We start from the raw sequence: 22,309 nt of genomic DNA on the forward strand, positions 1-22,309 counted from the left end.
TCATCCGTGGTGCGGGATGCTTAATAGTTGAAAGTCTTTACCAGCAGCAGATCACCGATCGCCCGCAGGGGCACGATGAAGGTCTCGCGTTTTTCGTCGACGGTGTTCTCGTTGAGTACCAGCGTGATTTGCGAAGTAATTACCTCGTTCTGGTTGCTGGTCTCCTCGAAGTTATAGCCGCCATCGCCAAAGTTGCCCCAATAGTTGACGTAAACCAGATAGGTGCCATGCAACGGCGCAGTCATGGTGAACATTTCCGGGCCGGGGCCATCGACGCCATCCGGGTCCAGACCGCCGCCGTTGGTCAACGCGGTATGCGCGAAGAACGCGTGTTGGCCGTCCGGGGTAATGATGTGCAAGTCGAGTTCGGCTTTGGGATCGTCCCAGCCGAGCACCACGCGAATTTTCGCCGGCGTGCGCAGGTTGTTGGCTTCATAGAACTGCACGCGTTTGAGCGACTGACCTTCGGCGCTGCGCACTTCGACACTGTTGGAACCGGCGCCGAACGCGTAGGGCCGGGCGAAACGCCCGTCATCGTCGGTGTACAGATTCAATGGGTTGCCGTTGACCGCCAGCGTATGCGGCCCACGCTGATTGCCAATAGCCTTGAGTTGGCCCTGGATCATCGTGCGATTGCGCTGGATGCCGCGATCGATGGGCGGCGTGGGATAGGCGACTTGCGGGTTTTCCGTGCGGTCGAGCAAACCGTGATAGCGCCAGCCGCCCACCGGTTCCGACATTTCCGCCGTCGGCGCCGCCAGCAGCGCAGGCGCGCAGGCCAACCCGATCAGCAGCATAAGAAATGAACGCATGTGATGCCTCCTGCCATGCCTGAACGAAACCTTGCACCCGATCCTCGGTACTTCACAGCGGTGAAAACTGCGTTTCGTCTGAAAGACCCGTGACTGTCGGGTCGTAGAAGGCGCGAAGATTAGCCATTCGGCAGTTTTTTAACAATCGGATACATCTGGATTTGTTGTGGGAATCACGGCCCCCGGTAGACGGTGAGCCGAATAGGCATCATATTCGGCTCACAAAATGAGCCGAATAGCTTTTCTATTCGGCTCACGCGCTCAGGAACCACACCTCATGGCGACTCACTGGATCTGGCAGCAACCCGATTGGCCCGACTTCAACTGGCAGGCAGACCGCCTCACGCTGTTGCTGCGCGAGTGTGTGCAGGCAGAAGGCCAATTGCTGGGCATGGCCGGCTCAGTGAGCAATTCCCTGAGCGCTCAGTCCGAACTTGATGCCTTGCTGCAAAACATCGTGACCTCCTCGGCCATTGAGGGTGAGCAATTGAATGTCGGCACCGTGCGCTCGTCATTGGCGCGGCGCCTCGGGCTGGAAACGGCTGATGACGATAACGTCAGTCCACGCAGTGAAGGCCTTGCGCGACTGATGCTCGACGCCACCCGGCGTTTCGCAGAGCCGTTGACGCTGGAGCGTTTGCTGGAATGGCATTCGCTGCTGTTTCCAGAACAGGAAAATGGTCTTTCCTCACGCGCAATCAATGTCGCTGCGCTGCGCGGTGATGAGCCGGTGCAAGTGGTTTCCGGACGGATCGAGCGGCCGACCGTGCACTTCGAGGCCCCGCCAAGGCAAGGCCTTGAGCAGCAACTCGAGCGTTTCCTCAAGTGGTTCGAGACCAGTCAGCATGAAGCTGGACTCGATCCTCTGCTGCGCGCCGGCATCGCGCACTTCTGGTTTGTCACACTGCACCCCTTCGACGATGGCAACGGCCGACTCACCCGTACCATTACCGATCTGGCACTAGCCCAGGGTGAAGCCCGGGCAATCCGTTTTTATGCCATGTCGGCCAGCATTCTCGATGATCGCGACGGCTATTACCGAATCCTTGAATCCAGTCAGAAAGCCACGCTGGACATCACTGACTGGCTGACGTTGTTCCTGCAGACTTTATTGCGCAGCTTTCGACAAGCCATCGCACGGATTGAAAGCGTGCTGGGAAAGACACGTTTCTGGCAGACGCATCGTGATTCCGAACTGTCGGTGGAACAGATCAAAGTGCTCAATCGCCTGCTTGACGGCGGTGAGCACGGCATCAGTGCGGCTCAATATCAGGCTGTGGCCAATGTATCTAAAGCCACCGCGACCCGGCATCTGGCGGAGTTGCTGGAGAAGGGTTGCCTGCAACGATTGCCGGGAGGCGGCCGCAGTACGCGGTATCAGATCAGCTATACGGACAAGCCCACACATTAAAAATCAACACCAATCCCTGTGGCGAGGGAGCTTGCTCCCGCTGGACTGCGCAGCAGGCCCAAAAACGCCGACCCCGTATCTCCATGTCAACCGAGTCAACATCGATTACGACTGCTGCGCAGCCGATCGGGGATAAATCCCCTCGCCACAAGGGATTTTTGTTCTCCCCAAAGGCCCATTTGTTCTTGCGAGTATCGGCCTGCTCATTTGCCCACAACCCCCCTATCTGCTAGTGTCGCGCCGGTTTAACGTCAACCGGAAATCGCCGCCATGGCCCGCAAAAAAGCTGCACTGGATTTCGAACAGTCCCTCGCCGACCTGCAAACACTGGTCGAGCGTCTGGAGAACGGTGAATTGTCGCTGGAAGACTCGCTGACCGCTTTCGAGCAGGGCATCGGCCTGACCCGTGATTGCCAGGCAGCGCTGGCGCAGGCCGAGCAGAAGGTGCAAGTGCTGCTGGAGCGCGATGGCGAACTCGCCGAGGAACCCTTCGACGCGGAACAGCCAGAATGATTGCAGCGTATACAGCGTCCAGCCAGGCCCGGGTCAACGCGGCGCTGGAAACCCTGCTCAACGCGCCGCTGCCGGAACTGGCGCGTCTGTATGAGGCCATGCGCTACAGCGTGATGAACGGCGGCAAACGCGTGCGTCCGCTGCTGGCTTACGCCGCGTGTGAAGCGCTCGGTGGCAAGGCTGAGCAGGCTAACGGCGCCGCGTGTGCGGTTGAGCTGATCCACGCTTACTCGCTGGTGCACGACGATCTGCCGGCAATGGACGACGACGATCTGCGTCGCGGCCAGCCAACCACTCATAAAAAATTCGATGAAGCCTGCGCGATTCTCGCTGGCGACGGCTTGCAGAGCCTGGCCTTCAGCGCCCTGCTCGACCCGCGCCTGAGCGATTGCACCAGCGACATTCGCTTGCAAATGGTCACTGCACTGGCGCATGCCGCAGGCCCGGCCGGCATGGTCGGCGGTCAAGCCATCGACCTCGGATCGGTCGGCCTCAAGCTTGATCAAAAAGCCCTTGAGCAGATGCACCGGCACAAAACCGGCGCGCTGATCGAGGTCAGCGTCAAACTCGGTGCCCTCGCCAGCGGCCGCGCCGAGCTGGACGAACTCAAAGCCCTCCAGACTTATGCACAGGCCATCGGCCTCGCCTTCCAGGTGCAGGACGACATTCTCGACGTCGAAAGCGATACCGAAACCCTCGGCAAACGCCAGGGCGCCGATATTGCCCGTGACAAGCCAACCTACCCGGCCCTGCTTGGTCTCGACGCCGCCAAGGCTTACGCGCTGGAACTGCGTGATCAGGCCCTGCAGGCCCTGCGACCGTTTGACGCGGCGGCCGAGCCGTTGCGCGAGCTGGCCCGGTATATCGTCGAGCGCCGTAGCTGACGGCGTATCAGCCAAAAAAAACCAACGCGTGGGCAGGGGCCGATGCATCAGGTAAACTGCCGCCTCTTCTATACCTATAACGATTCGCCTGATGCCCACGACGTTTCATGAGATTCCCCGCAAGCGCCCGACCACGCCCCTGCTCGACCGCGCGAATACGCCGGACGGCCTGCGCCGGTTAGGCGAAGCCGAGCTGGAAACCCTGGCCGATGAGTTGCGCCTGGAATTGCTCTACACGGTCGGTCAGACCGGTGGGCACTTCGGTGCTGGCCTGGGCGTGATCGAGCTGACCATCGCGTTGCATTACGTCTTCGACACGCCGGACGACCGGTTGCTGTGGGACGTCGGTCATCAGGCGTATCCGCACAAGATCCTCACCGGTCGCCGCGAGCGCATGGGCACGCTGCGCCAGAAGGACGGCATCGCTGCCTTCCCGCGCCGCGCCGAGAGCGAATACGACACCTTTGGCGTCGGCCACTCCAGCACCTCGATCAGCGCTGCGCTGGGCATGGCGATTGCCGCCCGCCTGCAGAACAGTGATCGCAAGGCGATTGCGGTGATCGGCGACGGTGCACTGACCGCGGGCATGGCGTTCGAGGCGCTGAACCATGCGCCGGAAGTCAACGCCAACATGCTGGTGATCCTCAACGACAACGACATGTCGATCTCGCGCAACGTCGGCGGTCTGTCGAATTATCTGGCGAAGATCCTCTCCAGCCGCACTTACGCGAGCATGCGTGAAGGCAGCAAGAAAGTCCTGTCGCGCCTGCCCGGCGCCTGGGAAATCGCCCGTCGCACCGAAGAGTACGCCAAAGGCATGCTGGTTCCCGGCACCCTTTTCGAAGAGCTGGGCTGGAACTACATCGGCCCGATCGACGGCCACGACCTGCCAACCCTGATCGCCACGTTGCGCAACATGCGCGATCTGAAAGGCCCGCAGTTCCTGCACATCGTCACCAAGAAAGGCAAAGGCTTCGCTCCGGCGGAAGTCGATCCGATTGGTTACCACGCGATCACCAAACTGGAACCTGTCGACGCTCCGGCTGCTGCGCCGAAAAAGGCTGGCGGCCCCAAGTATTCGGCAGTGTTTGGCGAATGGCTGTGCGACATGGCGGCGGCTGATCCACGTTTGGTCGGTATTACGCCAGCAATGAAGGAAGGCTCGGATCTGGTGGCGTTCAGCGAACGTTTCCCGCTGCGCTACTTCGACGTGGCGATTGCCGAGCAACACGCGGTGACGTTCGCCGCCGGCATGGCCTGCGAGGGCGCGAAACCAGTGGTGGCGATCTACTCGACGTTCCTCCAGCGCGGTTACGACCAGTTGGTGCATGACGTCGCAGTACAAAACCTCGACGTATTGTTCGCCATCGACCGCGCAGGTCTGGTCGGTGAAGACGGCCCGACCCACGCCGGCAGTTTCGATCTGTCCTATCTGCGTTGCATCCCGGGCATGGTCATCATGACCCCGAGCGATGAAAACGAACTGCGCAAAATGCTCACCACCGGCCACCTCTACAACGGCCCGGCGGCTGTGCGCTACCCGCGCGGTAACGGCCCGAATGCGACCATTGAGAAAGATCTTCAGCCGATTGAAATCGGCAAGGGCATCGTCCGTCGCCAAGGCAGCAAAGTCGCTTTGCTGGTGTTCGGTGTACAACTGGCCGAAGCGCTGAAAGTCGCCGAGAAGCTCGATGCGACCGTGGTCGACATGCGCTTCGTCAAACCCCTCGACGAAGCATTGGTACGCGAGATTGCCGGCAGCCACGAATTGCTCGTGACCATCGAAGAGAACGCGATCATGGGCGGCGCCGGTGGCGCGGTCAGCGAGTTCCTGGCCCGCGAGAACATCCTCAAGTCGATGCTGCATCTGGGCTTGCCGGATATCTACGTCGAGCACGCGAAACCGGCGCAAATGCTGGCCGAGTGCGGACTGGATGAAGCAGGGATCGAAGCGTCGATTCGTCAGCGTCTGGCCCTCCTCAACCGCTAAGCGTCCCTCCTGTAGGAGCTGCCGAAGGCTGCGATCTTTTGATCCTGCTTCTCGGCGGCTCCAGACCTTTCTAAAAAAGCAAAATCAAAAGATCGCAGCCTTCGGCAGCTCCTACACGGTTTTGCATAAGCCATGGATTGCCATGAAACTCTCGCGCCTCGCCCTGCCCTTTATTCTGCTGCCTGCTGCCAACGCTTTCGCCGACACATTTGAGCGTGACCAGGCCTTGAAGCTGCCGGACATGCTGATCTCCGCCAACCGTCAGGTCGAAGCGCGCAACGACAGCAGCGCCGCCAACACCGTTTTCACCCGTGAAGACATCGATCGCCTGCAACCGAGCGACGTACCGGATCTGCTGCGGCGCGTGCCGGGCGTGCAAGTGGCGCAGGCTGGTGGGCGCGGCAGCCTGCCGGGGATCTACATTCGCGGCACGCAATCGGCGCAGAGTCTGGTGTTGGTCGACGGCCAGCGCATCGGCAGTTCGACTTCCGGCGACAGCAATCTGCAACACCTGAACATCAATCAGATCGAACGCGTGGAAATACTGCGTGGTTCGCGCTCGGTGATTTACGGCAGCGACGCGATTGGCGGCGTGATTCAGATTTTCACCCGGCGCGGATCCGAGCAAGGTTTGCAGCCACGCATGCATGTTGGCTTCGGCAGCAACCAAACGTGGGAACGCAGCCTCGGGCTGTCCGGTGGCGATGACAAAACCCGCTTCAACCTCGGCGCCAGCCTCGATGAAACCGCCGGGATCGACCGTACCCACGAGTCGTATCCAAGCGACGGCGATCACGATGCCTATCGCAATAAATCGGTCAGCCTGAGCCTCAGCCACGCGCTGACCGACGACATCGAAGTCGGTGCCAACCTGCTGGATAACCGTGGCAAGAGTGAGTTCGACAACCCGTTCGGCCGCTTCGACATGAACACCTTCGAATCGGTCCAGCAGCAGCCCTACAGCGATTTCAACGTCAGCAGCGTCAGCAGTTACGTCGATGCCCGGGTCAACGAAACCTGGAAAACCCGCGTCGAATTCGGCCACACCGAGAACCGCGAAAAGACTCTCGACAAGCTCAGCGACGAACGCACGGTGTTCAACACCTATCGCGACTCGGTGAACTGGCAGAACGACCTGACGCTCGACGCACGTAACAGCCTGATACTTGGCGGCGACTGGTATGAAGACCAGGTCAACAGCAGCACCGCGTTTGACGAAGACAGCCGCTGGAACCGCGCCGCGTTCATTCAGCATCGTTATCAGGCCGACAGCTTTTCCACCGAGCTGGGGTTGCGCCACGATGACAACCAGCAATTCGGCAGCCAGAACACCTGGAGCGGCACGTTCACCCTGCCGCTCAACCCCGACAATGACCTGTTGCTCAGCTACAGCGAAGGTTTCCGCGCGCCGACCTTCAACGACCTGTATTACCCGGATTACAGCAACCCCAACCTGAAGCCGGAAACCTCCAAAAGCTACGAACTGCAATGGCGTAGCCAGTTGAGCGACAGCAGTCGCCTGGAAGCGTCGATCTACCGCACGGATCTGCAGGACGCGATTATCTTTGGCAGCAATTCACGCCCGGAGAACGTCGCTTCGGCGCGGATCAACGGCTTTGAAGCGGCGCTGAAGCAGGAGTTGTTCGACTGGCAGAGTAACCTCGGTGTGTCGATCATCGATCCTCGCGATCGGGATACCGGGCATACCTTGGCGCGGCGTGCACGGCGTACGTTGAGCTGGGATCTGGATCGGCAGTTTGACCAGATCGGCGTCGGTGCGAGCTGGCAGGCGGTGAGCAGCAGTTATGACGACCTGAAAAATGAAAACCCGCTGGGCGGTTATGCACTGTTCGGGTTGCGCAGCAGCTGGGCGCTGAACCGCGAGATCAAGCTGGATCTGAAGGTCGACAACCTGTTGGACAAGGGTTACAGCCGCGCGAATTACAGCTACGACGGCAGCCAGTATGGTTATCGCGAAGAAGGCCGGACGTGGATGTTTGGCGTCACCTGGACACCTCAACGCTAAGACTTTCCACCCTCCCTTGTGGCGAGGGGATTTATCCCCGTTCGGCTGCGCAGCAGTCGCAATAAACGCCGATGCGATCAAACTGAAAAAAGCATTGGCAGATTTTGGGGCAGCTTCGCAGCCCAACGGGGATAAATCCCCTCGCCACAAGTTATTGGCTAGGTGCGATCAACTGGCAGAGTTTGGCGGTGGCGTCGATCATCTGGCCGCTTGGGCGTTCGAGGCCTTTGTCGGTGACCAACAGTAATTGCTGCTGCTTGACGGCGGCTACCTGCGGCCAGGCGTTCCACGCTTTCAACTGCGCCTGATCACCCGCCAGAATCACTTCCGGATCTCGCTGCAATACCGCTTCAATACTGACTTGCGGCGCAGGCAAGGTCAGGTCGCTGAACACATTCCGCGCCCCGCACACCTCCAGCGCATCACTGATGATCTGCCCGCCACCGACGGTGTACAGCGGCTTGTCCCACACCTGATAAAACACCCGCAACGGTACTTCCCGGTGATACCGCTGGCGCAGATCGCCGAGTTTTTGCCGCAGATCAGTAGCCAGTTTCACCCCACGCTCAGGCCTGCCCAATTGTGTGGCGATGGCTTCTATCTGCGTGGAGAGTTGATCTAAAGAATGCGGTTCGGCGACGAAGGTAGGAATACCCAAACGCTTCAACTGATCACGCTGCGCCGGGCCGACGCTGCCGGGCCAGAGCAGCAACAAATCAGGTTTAAGGCTCAGCAACTGTTCCATATCCAACTGACCGTAACGACCCACCGACGGAATGTTGGAAATTTGCGCAGGACGTTCACCGGCATCCAGCACCCCGACCAACAGGTCAGCCGAATCCAGTTCAACGACAATTTCAGACAGGGACGGTGCGAGGCTGACCACCCGCAGGCTCGCTAGCGCCGGAGCAGTGACGGCCAACAGCACAACCGCCAGCCAGAGACGGCGCATCAGCCGAGTTGACGCGGGATACGGTAGAGATAAAACAACACGGCGGTGGACAGCGCCAGCAGCATCAACGGCACCGCTTCGAGACCGACGAATACTGCCAATGCTCCGATCCACGCTGGCAAGGCTGCCGCGAGGAACGCGGAGCGCCGAGTCGCGGCGAGGGCAATCCAGGCTGCAGGCTCTTCAGGGGTATCGAGGGCTTTTTGCGTGGCGATCAATGCATGTTTGTAGCGGCCAAAAAACTTCAGGCTGACAAACATCGACGCCACACCGGCAATGAACAGCGGCATCGCCAACACGGGCAGAGTTGCCTCGCCCTGGCCGAACAGAGCGTTGAGGACAAAGAGCGGCACCAATGCCAGCGCCAGGTATTTCCACCACGCGACCGACAGCCGGCGCCGCACCTGACCGCGCGTCACGCCCGGTCTACCTCGCCTTGATGCTCGTTGCCCATCATGTGATCGAGTTTGCTGGCCTTGGTCGCCAGATACAGCTTGTTGTGCGGATTGTGCCCGGTGTGCAACGGCACGCGCTCGGCGACGACGATACCCATGTCGGTCAGGGCTTTGACCTTGCGTGGGTTGTTGGTCATCAGGCGCAGGGATTTCACGCCCAGATGCTCAAGCATCGGCAGGCACATGGCGTAGTCACGCTGGTCGGCGGCGAAACCCAGCCGCTCGTTGGCTTCAACGGTGTCGGCGCCGCCGTCCTGCAATTCGTAGGCGCGGATCTTGTTCAAAAGACCGATACCGCGACCTTCCTGACGCAGGTACAGCAACACACCACGGCCCTCACGGGCGATGGCTTTCAGCGCGCCTTCGAGTTGCGAGCCGCAGTCGCAACGCTGACTGAACAAGGCATCGCCCGTGAGGCATTCGGAGTGCAACCGGCCGAGTACAGGGGCACCGTCGGCAAACTCACCCAGGCTGAGCACGACGTGCTCGCGGCCGGTGGCTTCATCGAGAAAACCGTGCATGGTGAATTGCGCAAAAGGCGTTGGCAGCTTGGAAGCGGCGACAAAAACGACAGGCACCGGTGTGCTCCTGATCTAAAAAGTCTGAAGATTCGCTGGGCGGCATTGTAACAGCAGCTTTGGGCAGGCGCTTAGGCTGAATTATCGGGCATAACGATCAAAAAGTTTGATATCTCCCGGCCATTGCGGATCCCTGTGGGAGCGAGCCTGCTCGCGAAGGCGGTGTGTCAGCTACATCAACGTTTGAATGAGACCGCTATCGCGATCAGGCTCACTCCTACAAAGGATTTGCGCAGGGCTTCAGTCAGAGACGAATGGGTAGGGCTGCTTCCACTTCTCGAAGATCGGCTTCAACTCGCCGCTCTTCACCAACTGGTCCATGCGCCGGTCGAACAAACCCATCAACGTGCGCGCCTGCGGCGTATTGGCGAAGCACAGATACAGCGGCAATTCGGCGATATGGGTTTTGCGAAATTGCGTTGGATCCTTCGCCCGACTGACCACGTAATCGACTTCGGTCTGCGCGTCGATGTAATAGTCGGCCCGATTGTGGGTCAGCATCGACAAAATCCCGGTGCGCCGGATGACTTCGTTGTAGCTGTGCACATTGGGCAAGTAACTCTGATAGTCGTAGCCGCGCACCCAGGCCAGACGATAGTTGCCGAGGGTTTCCGCGGTCGGCGCCGGGTTGCTGGCAAGCCCCAGGGCGTAGATATGATCGGTGTCGAAGTTCCAGCGCGGATAAAGCAGATCGCTGGCCTCTTCATGATAGGAGCCGACGCAGGCATCGATTTCACCGCGCTGCGCCAAACCGACGGAACGGGTGTAGGGCTCGGTGCGGATATCCAGCGTTACGCCGGCGGGTTCGAAGACCTTGCGCAACACGTCCCAACCCAGGCCATGGCCGTCGGCGGCGGTGTAGTCTTCCCAGTCTTCGCTGGCCAAATGGATGACCGCAGGCGTCGGCGCAGCGTCTTGCGCACTGGCCACAGAGCCCAGCAGAGCAAAAACCACCACCGCCAACCAGCCTCGCGCCATCCCTAGTTCCCTCACTTGATCCTGATCACCCTGACAATCAGGCGAAAATCCACACCAGTCCCTGCATGGTCAGCCAGGCGAACACACCCGCCAGCACATCGTCGAGCATGATGCCAAAGCCGCCGTGGACATGCCGGTCGATCCAGCGGATCGGCCAGGGCTTGAGAATGTCGAAGAAGCGGAACACCAGGAACCCCGCGAGCAACCAGTACCAGCCTTCCGGTACCAGCCACAGAGTGATCCACATCCCGACCATTTCGTCCCAGACGATGCCTTCGTGGTCATGTACCCGCAGATCGTCGGCGACTTTGCCGCACAGCCAGAAGCCGAACAGCATGGTGATCCCGAGCATCAGCCAGTAACCCCAGTCGGGCAGCATCTGCCATAACGGGATAAAGGGTAGCGCAACTAACGACCCCCACGTACCCGGCGCCTTTGGCAAGGTGCCCGAACCGAAGCCGAACGCAATGAAATGCCAAGGATTGCGCCAGACCGATGGCGGCACGAATTCCCCCGGCACCTGTTTCGGGTGATCTGTCACGGTGACTCCTGAAAATGTTGGTAACCGCGGATTTGCGGGGTGATGTCACGCCCTTCGCGATCGAGCAGCGCCACGCCCTGCCCCTCTGTTACCCGGCCGACGACATGGATCGGCCAGCCGTCCGCCAGCAGCGCAGGCAACTCGACGGACGGTAGCGTGAAGGCCAACACATAATCATCGCCACCGCTCAGCGCTGCACGCTCGGCGCCGCGCTGGCCGAGAAACGCGACTAAGGCATCCGACAGCGGTACGCGCTCGCGTTCAATCTCAAGCCGCACTTTCGACGCCAGCGCGATATGCCCGCAATCGGCGAGCAGGCCGTCGGAGATATCCAGCGCTGAAGTGGCTTTGCCGCGCAAGGCCTGACCGAGAGCGAGTTGTGGCTGCGGGGACCAATAATGGTCGAGCAATGGCTGGCCAATGTCCGCTGCGGCGTCGCGCTGGCCCAGTACCAGCGGCAACGCGCCAGCGGCATTGCCCAACTCGCCGCCAACGCACAGCAGGTCGCCCGGTTGCGCGCCGCTGCGGGTCAAGGCCTGGCCTGTGGGAACGCGACCGAACACGGTGACGGTCAGGCTTAACGGCCCGCGCGTGGTATCCCCGCCAATCAACGCCACACCGCAACTCTGCGCCATACGGTTCAAACCGCGGGCATAAGCCTGCAGCCAATCGGCGGTTATCGTTGGCACAGTCAGGGCAAGGGTAAAGGCAATGGGCGTAGCACCCATGGCGGCCAGATCGCTGACCGCGACGGCCAGCGAGCGCTGACCGAGCAAAAACGGATCGCAGGGGTCGGCAAAATGCACACCGGCCACCAGCGTATCGGTGGAAATCGCCAGCTGTTCCCCGCAGGGAACCGCCAGCAAGGCGCAGTCGTCGCCAATCCCCAGTGCAACGCCCTCGCCGCCCTGCGCACAAGGCGCGGCGGCGAAGAAATTGCGGATCAGCTCAAACTCGCCCATTGCGATATCAAGCGCGGATCAGCGCTTGAACGCCTTCACTTCAGCTTCACGCAGGCGCGGGGCCAGCTTGTCGAGCACACCGTTGACGAACTTGTGGCCGTCGGTGGAACCGTAGACTTTCGCCAGTTCGATTCCTTCGTTGATCACAACGCGGTACGGCACGTCGACGCGCTTGAGCAGTTCCCAGGTCGACAGGCGCAGTACGCACAGTTCAACCGGGTCGAGCTCTTCGATGGTCAGGTCCAGGCACGGCGCCAGCGCAGTGTCGATCTCGGTCAGACTGGCCGGAACACCGTGCAGGATGTCGTGGAAGTAGCTGGCATCGGCGAAGGTGAAATCGTTGTCGACGCGAAACTGCGCCTCGATTTCGTTCAGCGAAGTACTGGCCATGTGGCGCTGGTACAACGCTTGAGTCGCCAACTGACGGGCAGCGCGGCGCTTTTCACTTTTCGAGGGCTTGCCGGCGTCGGTTGGACGCGGATCGCGCGGGTTGAAACGATCGCTTTCGTCGCTAATCACTTGGCCTCCAACTGTGCCAACAGGCTGACCATTTCCAGCGCGGACAGGGCAGCTTCGGCACCTTTGTTACCGGCCTTGGTGCCGGAACGTTCGATGGCTTGCTCGATGGAATCAACGGTCAGGACGCCGAAAGCGACCGGAACGCCGAACTCCATGGACACCTGGGCCAGACCCTTGGTGCACTCGCCTGCCACGTATTCGAAGTGCGGAGTGCCGCCACGAATGACCGCGCCAAGGGCGATGATTGCTGCGAACTCGCCTTTCTGAGCGACTTTCTGCGCAACCAGCGGGATTTCGAAGGCGCCAGGTGCGCGGATGATGGTGATGTCGCTTTCGCTCACGCCGTGGCGAACCAGGGCATCAACTGCACCGCTGACCAGGCTTTCAACCACGAAGCTGTTGAAACGGCCCACTACTAGAGCGTAGCGGCCTTTAGGGGCGATGAAGGTACCTTCGATGGTCTTCAGGGTCATTCGTCAGATCTCTTAAAGAGCCGGGACGCGTCTCGTACGCGTCCCTCAGTGATATTAGCCACGAATACATGGCCGGAAAAATCCGCATTGCTACCTGATCACACCCCTGTGGCGAGGGGATTTATCCCCGATGGACTGCGCAGCAGTCCCAAAATAGGGCCGCTGCGCAGCCCGTCGGGGATGAATCCCCTCACCACAAGAATCTGCGCCAACAATGTCGGAAACAACCGGTCATTATTCGGAGGGCACGTATTCTACAACTTCCAGATCGAAACCGGATATCGCATTAAATTTCATTGGCGCCGACATCAAGCGCATTTTGCGTACACCGAGGTCACGGAGGATCTGCGAACCGGCACCGACGATGCTGTAGGTCGTCGGTTTTTTCGGCGCTGGCTGATCGCCAGTTTCACGGATGTGCGCCAGCAACACGTCGCCATCGAGCGGGTGACCGAGCAACAACACCACACCGCTGCCGGCCTCGGCGACCGCAGCCATCGCGGCGCGCAGGCTCCAGCGGCCCGGTTGCTTGACCATCAGCAGATCGCGCAGCGGGTCCATGTTGTGCACGCGAACCAGCGTTGGTTCTTCAGCGCAAACGGTGCCCAGGGTCAGCGCCATGTGCACGTCGCCTTCCACCGAATCACGATAGGTCACCAGGTTGAATTGGCCCAGTTCGCTGTCCAGCGGCTGCTCGGCAATCCGCTGAACGGTACGTTCGTGGATCATCCGGTAGTGAATCAGGTCAGCAATCGTGCCGATCTTGATGTTGTGTTCGGCAGCGAAGGCTTCAAGCTCAGTGCGACGGGACATGGTTCCGTCATCGTTCATCACTTCGCAGATCACGCCGCTCGGCTCGAAACCGGCCATTCGCGCTAGGTCGCAAGCCGCTTCGGTGTGGCCCGCACGTGCCAGGGTGCCGCCGGCCTGAGCCATCAGCGGGAAGATGTGGCCCGGGCTGACGATGTCTTCAGCCTTGGCGTCTTTGGCAGCGGCGGCCTGCACGGTGCGCGCACGGTCGGCGGCGGAGATGCCGGTGGTCACGCCTTCGGCCGCTTCGATCGAGACGGTGAACTTGGTGCCGAAACCGGAACCGTTGCGCGGCGCCATCAACGGCAGCTTGAGGGTCTCGCAACGCTCGCGGGTCATTGGCATGCAGATCAGGCCGCGGGCATGCTTGGCCATGAAATTGATGTGCTCGGCCTTGCAGCATTCGGCGGCCATGATCAGGTCGCCTTCGTTCTCGCGGTCTTCGTCATCCATGAGGATGACCATCTTGCCTTGGCGGATGTCTTCAACCAGTTCTTCGATGCTATTGAGCGCCACAAGGCACCCCCCTTCTTTCGAATTAGAGCTTCAGGATTTGAGGTAGCCGTTTTGGGCCAGAAAGCTTTCAGTGATCGTGCCACCGGATGCAGGCTCTGCGGCCTTGTCGCCCAGCAGCAGACGTTCCAGATAGCGCGCCAGCAAGTCGACCTCCAGATTCACCCGACGACCTGGCTTGTACGACGCCATGATGGTTTCGCTCAGGGTGTGCGGAATGATCGTCAGCATGAACTCGGCGCCATCGACCGCGTTCACGGTCAGGCTGGTGCCGTCGACGGTGATCGAGCCTTTATGGGCAATGTACTTGGCCAAGTCTTTCGGCGCGCGGATGCAAAACTCCACGGCGCGGGCATTGTCGGCACGGGAGACGATTTCGCCGACACCATCAACGTGACCGCTGACCAGGTGCCCGCCGAGACGGGTGGTCGGGGTCAGGGCTTTTTCCAGATTGACCGGGCTGCCGCTTTTCAGGTCATTCATGGCGGTGCAGTCCAGCGTTTCACGGCTGACGTCGGCGGCAAAGCCGTCGCCCGGCAACTCGACCGCTGTCAGGCACACGCCGTTGACAGCGATGCTGTCGCCGAGTTTGACGTCGCTCAGGTCGAGCTTGCCGGTTGCGACGTGTACCCGCACATCACCGCCCTTTGGGGTCAGTGCGCGGATACTGCCGATGGATTCGATGATGCCGGTAAACATGGGGTTCTCCTTGAGAACTAGGCCAGCGTAGTAACGATGGCCGGGAATTATACGCTCGCCGAAAGGACAGGGATGGCAGTGACTCGCCAGTCATCGCCAACGGCGCGAATTTCAGTGATTTTCAGCTCCGGTGCATCCTTCATGTAGGCCAGCGGCCAGTCCAGCAATGGGCGCGCTGTGGAGCCGAGGAACTTGCCGGCGATGAAGATCACGAATTCGTCGACCAACCCCAACTGCGCAAAAGCACCGGCAAGACGCGGACCGGCCTCGACCAGCACGTCGTTGACGCCACGGTTGGCCAACTCGACCAGCAATTTGTGCAGATCGACCTGACCGTCATCACCCGGCACGATCAGACACTCGGGACCGTGGGCGTATTGCTCTTCGATCGCGACACACGTAGCGACCAACGCCGGGCCAGCCTTGAAGAACGGTGCATCCAGCGGCACGCGCAGGCGGCCATCGATCAGCACCCGCAGGGGCGGACGGCTCATGGCCAGTGCGGTTTGCTCGGCATCCAGACCCAACTCGTCAGCACGAACCGTCAGGCGTGCGCCGTCGGCCAGCACCGTATCGGCGCCGGTCAGCACCACAGCCGCCTGAGCGCGTAACCGCTGGACTGTCGAACGCGCAGCCGGGCCGGTGATCCACTGGCTCTCGCCGCTTTCCATTGCCGTGCGACCGTCAAGGCTCATGGCCAACTTGACCCGCACGAACGGCAGGCCATGCTCCATGCGCTTGAGGAAACCCTGGTTGAGCAGGCGCGCTTCACCTTCCAGCACACCGCTTGCGGTGGCGATACCGGCATCGGCAAGTCGCTGCAAACCACGTCCGGCGACTTGCGGATTCGGATCACGCATCGCCGCGACCACTCGACCAACACCGGCATTCACCAGCGCATCGGCGCACGGCGGTGTGCGGCCATGGTGGCTGCACGGTTCAAGAGTGACGTAAGCCGTCGCGCCCCGGGCCAGTTCACCCGCGGCGCGCAGGGCGTGGACTTCGGCGTGGGGTTCACCGGCGCGTTCGTGCCAACCTTCGCCGACAATCTGCCCGTCGCGCACCACCACGCAGCCAACCCGAGGATTGGGGTGCGTGGTGTAGTGACCTTTGCGCGCCAGTTCCAGTGCGCGGGCCATGAAGTGGGCGTCGAGAATGGCCTGTTCGGCGGCGCTGGTCATTCTTTCACCGGTTCGCGGGCGAGACGATCGATCTCTTCACGGAACTCGTTGAGGTCCTGGAAGCGCTTGTAGACCGAGGCGAAACGGATGTAGGCGACTTCATCAAGCTTTTGCAATTCGGCCATCACCAACTCACCGACCACGAGGGATTTGACCTCGCGCTCGCCGGTGGCGCGCAGCTTGTGCTTGATGTGAACCAGAGAGGATTCGAGGCGCTCGACGCTCACCGGACGTTTCTCCAGGGCGCGTTGCATGCCGGCGCGGAGTTTTTCTTCGTCGAACGGTTGGCGGCTGCCGTCAGTTTTGATCAGGCGCGGCAACACCAGTTCGGCCGTCTCGAACGTCGTGAAACGCTCGCCGCAGGCCAGGCATTCACGCCGGCGGCGCACCTGTTCGCCCTCGGCGACCAGACGCGAGTCGATGACCTTGGTGTCGTTGGCACCGCAGAAGGGACAGTGCATGGTGGCTGGCAACAAAAAAAGGGAGGGCCATGGTAGCGCATCCCGGTGGCAAGACAAGCCATAGGGTTTGCGGTATACAGACTGCCATGATCGTTTGATCCATGGATTTCATTTTGCCGGAGCTGCCAATGTCGTTACGACCGCTCGTTTTGCTCAGTCTTTTCAGCCTGCTGGTGGCCTGCGGCAGCGATGCACCCAAGCCGCAACCGCCGACACCAGGCCCCGCGCCGCAACAGGCGCAGAAAAAAGCCAAAGAGGCTGCCGACCTCGGCCCGCTGCCCGCCTATCAACGTGAACTGAGTGGCACCCTGCAAGGCGTGCCGGCCGGTGCCGAAGTCGAACTGGCGTTGCTGGTGATCGATGAAAAAGATCGCCCGCAACAATTGCTCGCCAGTTCCAGCCTGATCGGCAACAACCAGATCCTGCCGTTCCGCCTGCGCTTCAGCCCGGACGCGTTCCCGGCGGGTGCGCGGGTCGAGTTGCGTGGCCGCGCCAGTCAGTCCGGTCAATTGATTCTGCACCTGCCGTCGCAAACCATCACTCAGCCGACGACTCAGGCGCTGGGCCAACTGCAATTCGTCAAAGCGCCATGAATGCACCGTTTGACCTGCAACAGGCATTAGGTGAATTGCTCGGCGACGCCAGGCTCAAGGCCTGTACGTTGCCAGACAGCGATTTGCAGCTGTGGTTGATCGATGGCGACAACATGGCGCGTGAATTCAGCCAGGAAGAAACCCAGCGGATCCTGCATGAGCCACCGTACTGGAGCTTTTGCTGGGCCAGCGGTCTGGCAGTGGCGCGCTATCTGGCAGAGTTTCCCGAATGGGTGCGCGGCAAACGCGTGTTGGATTTTGGCGCTGGCTCGGGGATTGCCGGGATCGCGGCGGTCAAGGCCGGAGCGCTGGAGGTGGTGGCGTGTGATCTGGATCCACTGGCGATTGCCGCGTGCCGGGCGAATGCCACGTTGAATAATGTAGAGATGAGTTATTCGACGGATTTCTTTGCCGAGGCCGATCGGTTTGATCTGATCCTGGTGGCGGATGTTTTGTACGACCGGGCGAATCTGCCATTGCTCGATGCGTTTTTAAGCCGTGGCCGTGAGGCGTTGGTGGCTGATTCGCGGGTACGGGATTTTCGCCATCCGTTGTATGAGCGTATTGAAATGCTTGAAGCCATGACGTTGCCGGATCTGGCCGAGCCTGAGGAATTTCGGCATGTCAGCCTGTACTACGCGCGGCGCTAGCTAAAGCATCGCGGGCAAGCCCGCTCCCACAGTGACCGAGTCGAACCGGGATTTTGTGTACGGCACAGAACCCTGTGGGAGCGGGCTTGCACGCGATGGCGTCCTGCCTGACAACTCATCTCTAACTTCCGGCCACACCCCACCAAGCCGTATAGTTGCCCCATCCACGCTTTGACGAGATCCCCCATGAGTGAGCAAACGCCGTACATCTTCGACGCCACGACTGCCGATTTCGACCAGTCGGTGATCGAGGCTTCTTTCAACAAACCGGTGCTGGTGGATTTCTGGGCCGAATGGTGTGCGCCGTGCAAGGCGCTGATGCCAATGCTGCAAGGCATTGCCGAGAGCTATCAGGGCGAGTTGCTGCTGGCCAAGGTCAACTGCGACATCGAGCAGGACATCGTCGCCCGCTTCGGCATTCGCAGCCTGCCGACCGTGGTGCTGTTCAAGGACGGTCAACCGGTCGATGGTTTTGCCGGTGCACAACCGGAATCCGCTGTGCGCGCCCTGCTAGAGCCGCATGTGCAGATGCCGCCACCGGCCGCCGCTGATCCGTTCGAACAGGCTCAGGCGTTGTTTGATGACGGCCGTTACGCCGACGCCGAAGCGGCGCTGGTGGTGATGCTCAATGAAGACAATACCAACGCCAAGGCGCTGATTCTCTATGCGCGTTGCCTGACTGAACGCGGCGAACTGGACGAAGCGCAAACCGTGCTTGATGCGGTCAAGAGCGATGAGCATAAGGCTGCGTTGGCCGGAGCCAAGGCGCAGATCAAGTTCCTCGGTCTTGCGCGCGATCTGCCGGATGCCGCCGACCTGAAAGCGCGTTTGGCGAAAGATCCGCAGGATGATGAAGCGGTGTATCAACTGGCGATTCAGCAGCTCGCTCGCCAGCAGTATGAGGCGGCGCTTGAGGCAATGCTCAAGCTGTTTATCCGTAACCGCAACTATGGCGAAGGCTTGCCACACAAGACTTTGCTGCAGGTGTTTGAGTTGCTGGGCAATGATCATCCGCTGGTCAGCGTTTACCGCCGCAAGATGTTTGCTGCGCTTTATTAAGAGCAAAAGATCGCAGCCTGCGACCTTTTGCTTCTGCGTTCTATTCGATCCAGCTGTAGAGCGGCGTATCTCCGCCGCTCACCACTTTCACGTCCGAACTGTGGCGCAAGCGCACCAGCAAGCGCTTGCCCGACGCCGCGCTGCCCGTCAGCCCTTCAAGCTGTTCGAGCAAATCCGGTCCGCTGAGCTGCCCGGCCTTGCGCAACAGATCCTTGGCCACTTGCCACAACGCATCGTCCTGATTCAACGGTTTCGCCGCCGGGGCTGACGCGACCGTTTCAGATTGAGCAATCGACGCCTGTCCATTCAGTGCCGAACCGAGCTTCGCCCAGTCGTTGTCATCCAGTTCCACCGTCAAATCCACCGGCACATCACCGACAGTTCCGCGTATCCGCAGCATTGAGTTCACTCCCGCACATTTCTGACCTGCATGCTCCCACGGGACTTGTGCAACGCCAAGCGCACGGGCAAACTCTGCGCACTTTCGTTATAAGATTACATAACAAATTATTCATCTACTTACCGGAGTTCCGCCATGCGTCGTCTGCTGCTCGCTTTGCCGTTTGCCCTGTTGCCGCTGGCCATCGCCCATGCTGCCGATGAGCATGATCACGACCATGAACACGGCAGCCTCGGCGCTCACGAACACGGTGTTGGTCGTCTGAACGCTGCGCTCGACGGCCAGACCTTGGAACTGGAGCTGGAAAGCCCGGCGATGAACCTGGTGGGGTTTGAACACGTTGCCACCAGCGATGCCGACAAGGCCAAGGTCGCGGCTGCTCGTGCGCAGTTGGAAAAACCCCTTGCTCTGTTCAGCCTGCCCGCCGCGGCCGGTTGCAAAGTGGTGAGCCAGGAACTGGAGAGCCCGCTGTTCGGCGACAAACCGGATGCCGACGATCACGACGACGATGAAGCAGGCAAGGACGGTCATGAGCATCACCACGACCACAGCGAAATCCACGCGCACTATCAATTCAACTGCGCGGCACCGGGCGCGTTGAAGACGCTGGACCTGTCGAACGTGTTCAATACCTTCCCGGCGACGCAAAAAATTCAGGTACAACTGATCAGCGCGAACGGCCAGCAAGGGACCGAAGTGACGGCCAAGGCTGCCGCGCTGAAATTCTGAATACATCGAAAATCCCCTGTGGGAGCGAGCCTGCTCGCGAAAGCGGTGTGTCAGTCGACATCGATGTTGACTGTCAGATTGCATTCGCGAGCAGGCTCGCTCCCACAGGGATTCAGTGTCCAACCATGAAATTGGTGCCATGACCCAAGCACTCATCGAACTGTCCGACCTGGGCTTCAGTTGGCCCGGTCACCCGACGCTGCTGGACATCCCGGCGTTTCGTCTCGAACCCGGCGAAACCCTGTTCCTCAAAGGCCCCAGCGGCAGCGGCAAGACCACTCTGCTTGGCCTGCTCGGCGGTGTACAGAAACCCGATCGCGGCAGCATTCGCCTGCTCGGCCAGGAACTGACCGAACTCTCCGCCGGCGCCCGCGACACCTTTCGCGTCGATCACACCGGCTACATTTTCCAGCAGTTCAACTTGCTGCCGTTTCTCTCGGTGCGCGAGAACGTTGAGCTACCCTGCCACTTCTCGAAACTGCGCGCTCAGCGGGCGAAACAGCGTCACGGCAGCGTCGATCAAGCCGCTGCCACCCTCCTCGCCCACTTGGGCTTGAAGGATGAAAGTATCCTCAGCCGTCGCGCCGATTCGTTGTCGATCGGCCAGCAACAGCGCGTTGCTGCGGCGCGCGCGCTGATCGGTCAGCCAGAGTTGGTAATCGCCGATGAACCGACCTCGGCGCTGGATTACGACGCCCGGGAAAACTTCATCCGCCTGCTGTTCGCTGAATGCCGCGAGGCCGGTTCCAGTCTGCTGTTCGTCAGCCACGATCAGAGCCTGGCGCCGCTGTTCGATCGTCATTTGTCCCTGGCCGAGCTCAATCGCGCCGCCACGTCTGCGGAGGTCTGAGATGTATCTCTTTCGTCTGGCCATGGCCAGCCTGGCCAACCGCCGCTTCACCGCTTTGCTCACTGCATTCGCCATCGCCCTGTCGGTCTGCCTGCTGCTCGCCGTCGAACGCGTACGCACGGAGGCCAAAGCCAGTTTCGCCAGCACCATCAGCGGCACCGACCTGATCGTCGGCGCGCGCTCCGGTTCGGTGAACCTGTTGCTGTACTCGGTGTTTCGCATTGGTAATGCCACTAACAATATCCGCTGGGACAGCTTCGAACACTTCGCCAGCAACCCGAAAGTGAAGTGGGCGATTCCGATGTCACTCGGCGACTCCCATCGCGGTTATCGCGTGATGGGCACTACCGAAGCCTATTTCGAGCACTACCAGTACGGCCGCCAGCAACACCTGGAACTGGCCGACGGTCGCGCGTTCGCCACCGACCCGTTTGAAGTGGTACTCGGCGCTGAAGTGGCCGACGCGCTGCATTACAAACTCGGCGACCAACTGGTGCTGGCCCACGGTGTGGCGGCGATCAGTCTGGTCAAGCACGATGACAAACCGTTCACCGTGGTCGGCATTCTCAAACGCACCGGCACCCCGGTGGATCGCACGTTGCACATCAGCCTCGGCGGCATGGAAGCGATTCATATCGACTGGCACAACGGCGTGCCGGCGCGAGGCAATGGCCGGATCACGGCCGATCAGGCGCGCAACATGGACCTGACGCCGCAAGCGATCACCGCATTCATGCTCGGCCTCAACAGCAAGATTTCCACCTTTGCACTGCAGCGTGAAATCAACGAATTCCGTGGCGAACCGATGCTGGCGATTCTGCCGGGCGTGGCCCTGCAGGAATTGTGGAGCCTGATGAGCACCGCCGAAAAAGCGCTGTTCGTGGTCTCACTGTTCGTGGTGCTGACCGGGTTGATCGGCATGCTCACAGCGATTCTCACCAGCCTCAACGAACGTCGCCGCGAGATGGCGATTCTGCGTTCGGTTGGTGCGCGGCCATGGCACATCGCGAGCCTGCTGGTGCTGGAAGCGTTTGCGTTGGCGCTGACCGGGGTGATCGTCGGCGTGGCATTGCTGTACATCGGCATCGCTGCCGCGCAGGGTTACGTGCAGGCCAATTACGGTTTGTTCCTGCCGCTGGCATGGCCGAGCGAGTATGAATGGACGCTGCTCGGTGGCATTCTGGCGGCCGCGCTGCTGATGGGCAGCGTGCCGGCCTGGCGTGCGTATCGCCAATCTTTGGCCGATGGCCTGTCGATTCGTCTATGAGGA

Annotated in this window: 25 protein-coding genes; 11 read left to right on the forward strand and 14 right to left on the reverse strand. The window is 60.6% G+C overall.

Translation table 11 applies throughout. The features are described from left to right. Positions 1-20 precede the first annotated feature (20 nt). Entirely contained in the window at positions 21-812 is a 792-nt protein-coding gene (locus tag JFT91_RS02050; RefSeq protein ID WP_201228655.1) for a YfaP family protein, read from the reverse strand. 277 nt (positions 813-1,089) lie between these two features. Here JFT91_RS02050 and JFT91_RS02055 point away from each other — a divergent pair, with 277 nt between their 5' ends. The 5 genes from JFT91_RS02055 to JFT91_RS02075 all read left to right on the forward strand — a co-directional run bounded on the left by JFT91_RS02055 (position 1,090) and on the right by JFT91_RS02075 (position 7,636). Further along, positions 1,090-2,223, forward strand: a complete 1,134-nt coding sequence (locus JFT91_RS02055) for a Fic family protein (RefSeq protein WP_201231454.1) — start codon at positions 1,090-1,092, stop codon at positions 2,221-2,223. Positions 2,224-2,493: 270 nt separating this feature from the next. Beyond that, on the forward strand, positions 2,494-2,736 hold the full coding sequence (locus tag JFT91_RS02060; protein ID WP_003228627.1) for an exodeoxyribonuclease VII small subunit: 243 nt from the start codon (positions 2,494-2,496) through the stop codon (positions 2,734-2,736). Beyond that, positions 2,733-3,620 carry a (2E,6E)-farnesyl diphosphate synthase gene (ispA, locus tag JFT91_RS02065; protein ID WP_201231455.1) on the forward strand — a complete coding sequence of 296 codons (888 nt, stop codon included), beginning with the start codon at positions 2,733-2,735 and terminating at the stop codon, positions 3,618-3,620. Before JFT91_RS02060 ends, ispA begins: the two co-directional genes overlap by 4 nt. A gap of 91 nt (positions 3,621-3,711) precedes the next feature. Next, positions 3,712-5,610, forward strand: coding sequence for a 1-deoxy-D-xylulose-5-phosphate synthase (gene dxs / locus JFT91_RS02070; protein WP_201231456.1), 1,899 nt, complete (start codon positions 3,712-3,714; stop codon positions 5,608-5,610). A gap of 142 nt (positions 5,611-5,752) precedes the next feature. Beyond that, a complete protein-coding gene (locus JFT91_RS02075; protein WP_201231457.1) occupies positions 5,753-7,636 on the forward strand; it encodes a TonB-dependent receptor domain-containing protein in 1,884 nt (627 codons plus the stop codon). Positions 7,637-7,787: 151 nt separating this feature from the next. On the opposite strand, the gene JFT91_RS02080 is transcribed toward JFT91_RS02075, so the two are convergent. The 12 genes from JFT91_RS02080 to nrdR all read right to left on the reverse strand — a co-directional run bounded on the left by JFT91_RS02080 (position 7,788) and on the right by nrdR (position 16,758). After that, positions 7,788-8,588 carry a cobalamin-binding protein gene (locus JFT91_RS02080; RefSeq protein WP_201231458.1) on the reverse strand — a complete coding sequence of 267 codons (801 nt, stop codon included), beginning with the start codon at positions 8,586-8,588 and terminating at the stop codon, positions 7,788-7,790. Next, positions 8,588-9,007 carry an MFS transporter gene (locus JFT91_RS02085; protein ID WP_201231459.1) on the reverse strand — a complete coding sequence of 140 codons (420 nt, stop codon included), beginning with the start codon at positions 9,005-9,007 and terminating at the stop codon, positions 8,588-8,590. Before JFT91_RS02085 ends, JFT91_RS02080 begins: the two co-directional genes overlap by 1 nt. After that, positions 9,004-9,621: a GTP cyclohydrolase II gene (ribA, locus tag JFT91_RS02090; protein WP_201228662.1), complete on the reverse strand. Its 618-nt coding sequence runs from the start codon at positions 9,619-9,621 to the stop codon at positions 9,004-9,006. The genes JFT91_RS02085 and ribA overlap by 4 nt, the downstream gene beginning before the upstream one ends. A 240-nt stretch (positions 9,622-9,861) precedes the next feature. Beyond that, a complete protein-coding gene (locus JFT91_RS02095) occupies positions 9,862-10,599 on the reverse strand; it encodes a substrate-binding periplasmic protein (protein WP_201228663.1) in 738 nt (245 codons plus the stop codon). Positions 10,600-10,636: 37 nt separating this feature from the next. Continuing rightward, positions 10,637-11,140: a phosphatidylglycerophosphatase A gene (locus tag JFT91_RS02100; protein ID WP_201228664.1), complete on the reverse strand. Its 504-nt coding sequence runs from the start codon at positions 11,138-11,140 to the stop codon at positions 10,637-10,639. After that, positions 11,137-12,102 (reverse strand): thiamine-phosphate kinase, encoded by a 966-nt coding sequence (gene thiL / locus JFT91_RS02105; RefSeq protein ID WP_201231460.1) that lies wholly within the window; start codon positions 12,100-12,102, stop codon positions 11,137-11,139. The genes JFT91_RS02100 and thiL overlap by 4 nt, the downstream gene beginning before the upstream one ends. Positions 12,103-12,120: 18 nt before the next feature. Further along, positions 12,121-12,621: a transcription antitermination factor NusB gene (gene nusB / locus JFT91_RS02110; protein WP_008081844.1), complete on the reverse strand. Its 501-nt coding sequence runs from the start codon at positions 12,619-12,621 to the stop codon at positions 12,121-12,123. Further along, positions 12,618-13,094, reverse strand: a complete 477-nt coding sequence (gene ribH / locus JFT91_RS02115) for a 6,7-dimethyl-8-ribityllumazine synthase (protein WP_003228649.1) — start codon at positions 13,092-13,094, stop codon at positions 12,618-12,620. Before ribH ends, nusB begins: the two co-directional genes overlap by 4 nt. Positions 13,095-13,328: 234 nt before the next feature. Further along, complete coding sequence (gene ribBA, locus JFT91_RS02120; protein ID WP_201228666.1) at positions 13,329-14,420, reverse strand: bifunctional 3,4-dihydroxy-2-butanone-4-phosphate synthase/GTP cyclohydrolase II; 1,092 nt, start codon at positions 14,418-14,420, stop codon at positions 13,329-13,331. Positions 14,421-14,450: 30 nt separating this feature from the next. Continuing rightward, positions 14,451-15,116 (reverse strand): riboflavin synthase, encoded by a 666-nt coding sequence (locus tag JFT91_RS02125; protein WP_201228667.1) that lies wholly within the window; start codon positions 15,114-15,116, stop codon positions 14,451-14,453. Positions 15,117-15,163: 47 nt separating this feature from the next. Continuing rightward, positions 15,164-16,297: a bifunctional diaminohydroxyphosphoribosylaminopyrimidine deaminase/5-amino-6-(5-phosphoribosylamino)uracil reductase RibD gene (ribD, locus tag JFT91_RS02130; RefSeq protein ID WP_201231461.1), complete on the reverse strand. Its 1,134-nt coding sequence runs from the start codon at positions 16,295-16,297 to the stop codon at positions 15,164-15,166. After that, positions 16,294-16,758, reverse strand: a complete 465-nt coding sequence (gene nrdR, locus JFT91_RS02135) for a transcriptional regulator NrdR (protein ID WP_007910946.1) — start codon at positions 16,756-16,758, stop codon at positions 16,294-16,296. Before nrdR ends, ribD begins: the two co-directional genes overlap by 4 nt. Before the next feature lie 128 nt (positions 16,759-16,886). Between nrdR and JFT91_RS02140 the strand changes: the two genes are divergently transcribed. The 3 genes from JFT91_RS02140 (at position 16,887) to trxA (ending at position 19,060) form a co-directional block, all read left to right on the forward strand. Then, positions 16,887-17,351, forward strand: coding sequence for a YbaY family lipoprotein (locus tag JFT91_RS02140; RefSeq protein ID WP_201228669.1), 465 nt, complete (start codon positions 16,887-16,889; stop codon positions 17,349-17,351). Further along, positions 17,348-18,001, forward strand: coding sequence for a class I SAM-dependent methyltransferase (locus tag JFT91_RS02145; RefSeq protein ID WP_201231462.1), 654 nt, complete (start codon positions 17,348-17,350; stop codon positions 17,999-18,001). Before JFT91_RS02140 ends, JFT91_RS02145 begins: the two co-directional genes overlap by 4 nt. A 186-nt stretch (positions 18,002-18,187) precedes the next feature. Next, positions 18,188-19,060, forward strand: coding sequence for a thioredoxin (gene trxA, locus JFT91_RS02150; RefSeq protein WP_201231463.1), 873 nt, complete (start codon positions 18,188-18,190; stop codon positions 19,058-19,060). A 40-nt stretch (positions 19,061-19,100) separates the two neighbouring features. Here the strand turns inward: trxA and JFT91_RS02155 are convergent, their stop codons facing one another. Then, on the reverse strand, positions 19,101-19,460 hold the full coding sequence (locus JFT91_RS02155) for a hypothetical protein (RefSeq protein WP_201228672.1): 360 nt from the start codon (positions 19,458-19,460) through the stop codon (positions 19,101-19,103). 135 nt (positions 19,461-19,595) lie between these two features. Between JFT91_RS02155 and JFT91_RS02160 the strand changes: the two genes are divergently transcribed. The 3 genes from JFT91_RS02160 (at position 19,596) to JFT91_RS02170 (ending at position 22,306) form a co-directional block, all read left to right on the forward strand. Continuing rightward, the gene (locus JFT91_RS02160) at positions 19,596-20,189 is read left to right on the forward strand and encodes a DUF2796 domain-containing protein (protein WP_201228673.1); all 594 of its coding nucleotides are present in this window, start codon (positions 19,596-19,598) and stop codon (positions 20,187-20,189) included. A gap of 139 nt (positions 20,190-20,328) precedes the next feature. Beyond that, entirely contained in the window at positions 20,329-21,039 is a 711-nt protein-coding gene (locus tag JFT91_RS02165; RefSeq protein ID WP_201228674.1) for an ABC transporter ATP-binding protein, read from the forward strand. Position 21,040: 1 nt separating this feature from the next. Continuing rightward, positions 21,041-22,306, forward strand: coding sequence for an ABC transporter permease (locus JFT91_RS02170; protein WP_201228675.1), 1,266 nt, complete (start codon positions 21,041-21,043; stop codon positions 22,304-22,306). The last annotated feature ends 3 nt before the right edge of the window (positions 22,307-22,309 follow it).

The organism is Pseudomonas sp. TH08, assembly GCF_016651275.1.
In the GTDB taxonomy this organism is placed as follows: domain Bacteria; phylum Pseudomonadota; class Gammaproteobacteria; order Pseudomonadales; family Pseudomonadaceae; genus Aquipseudomonas.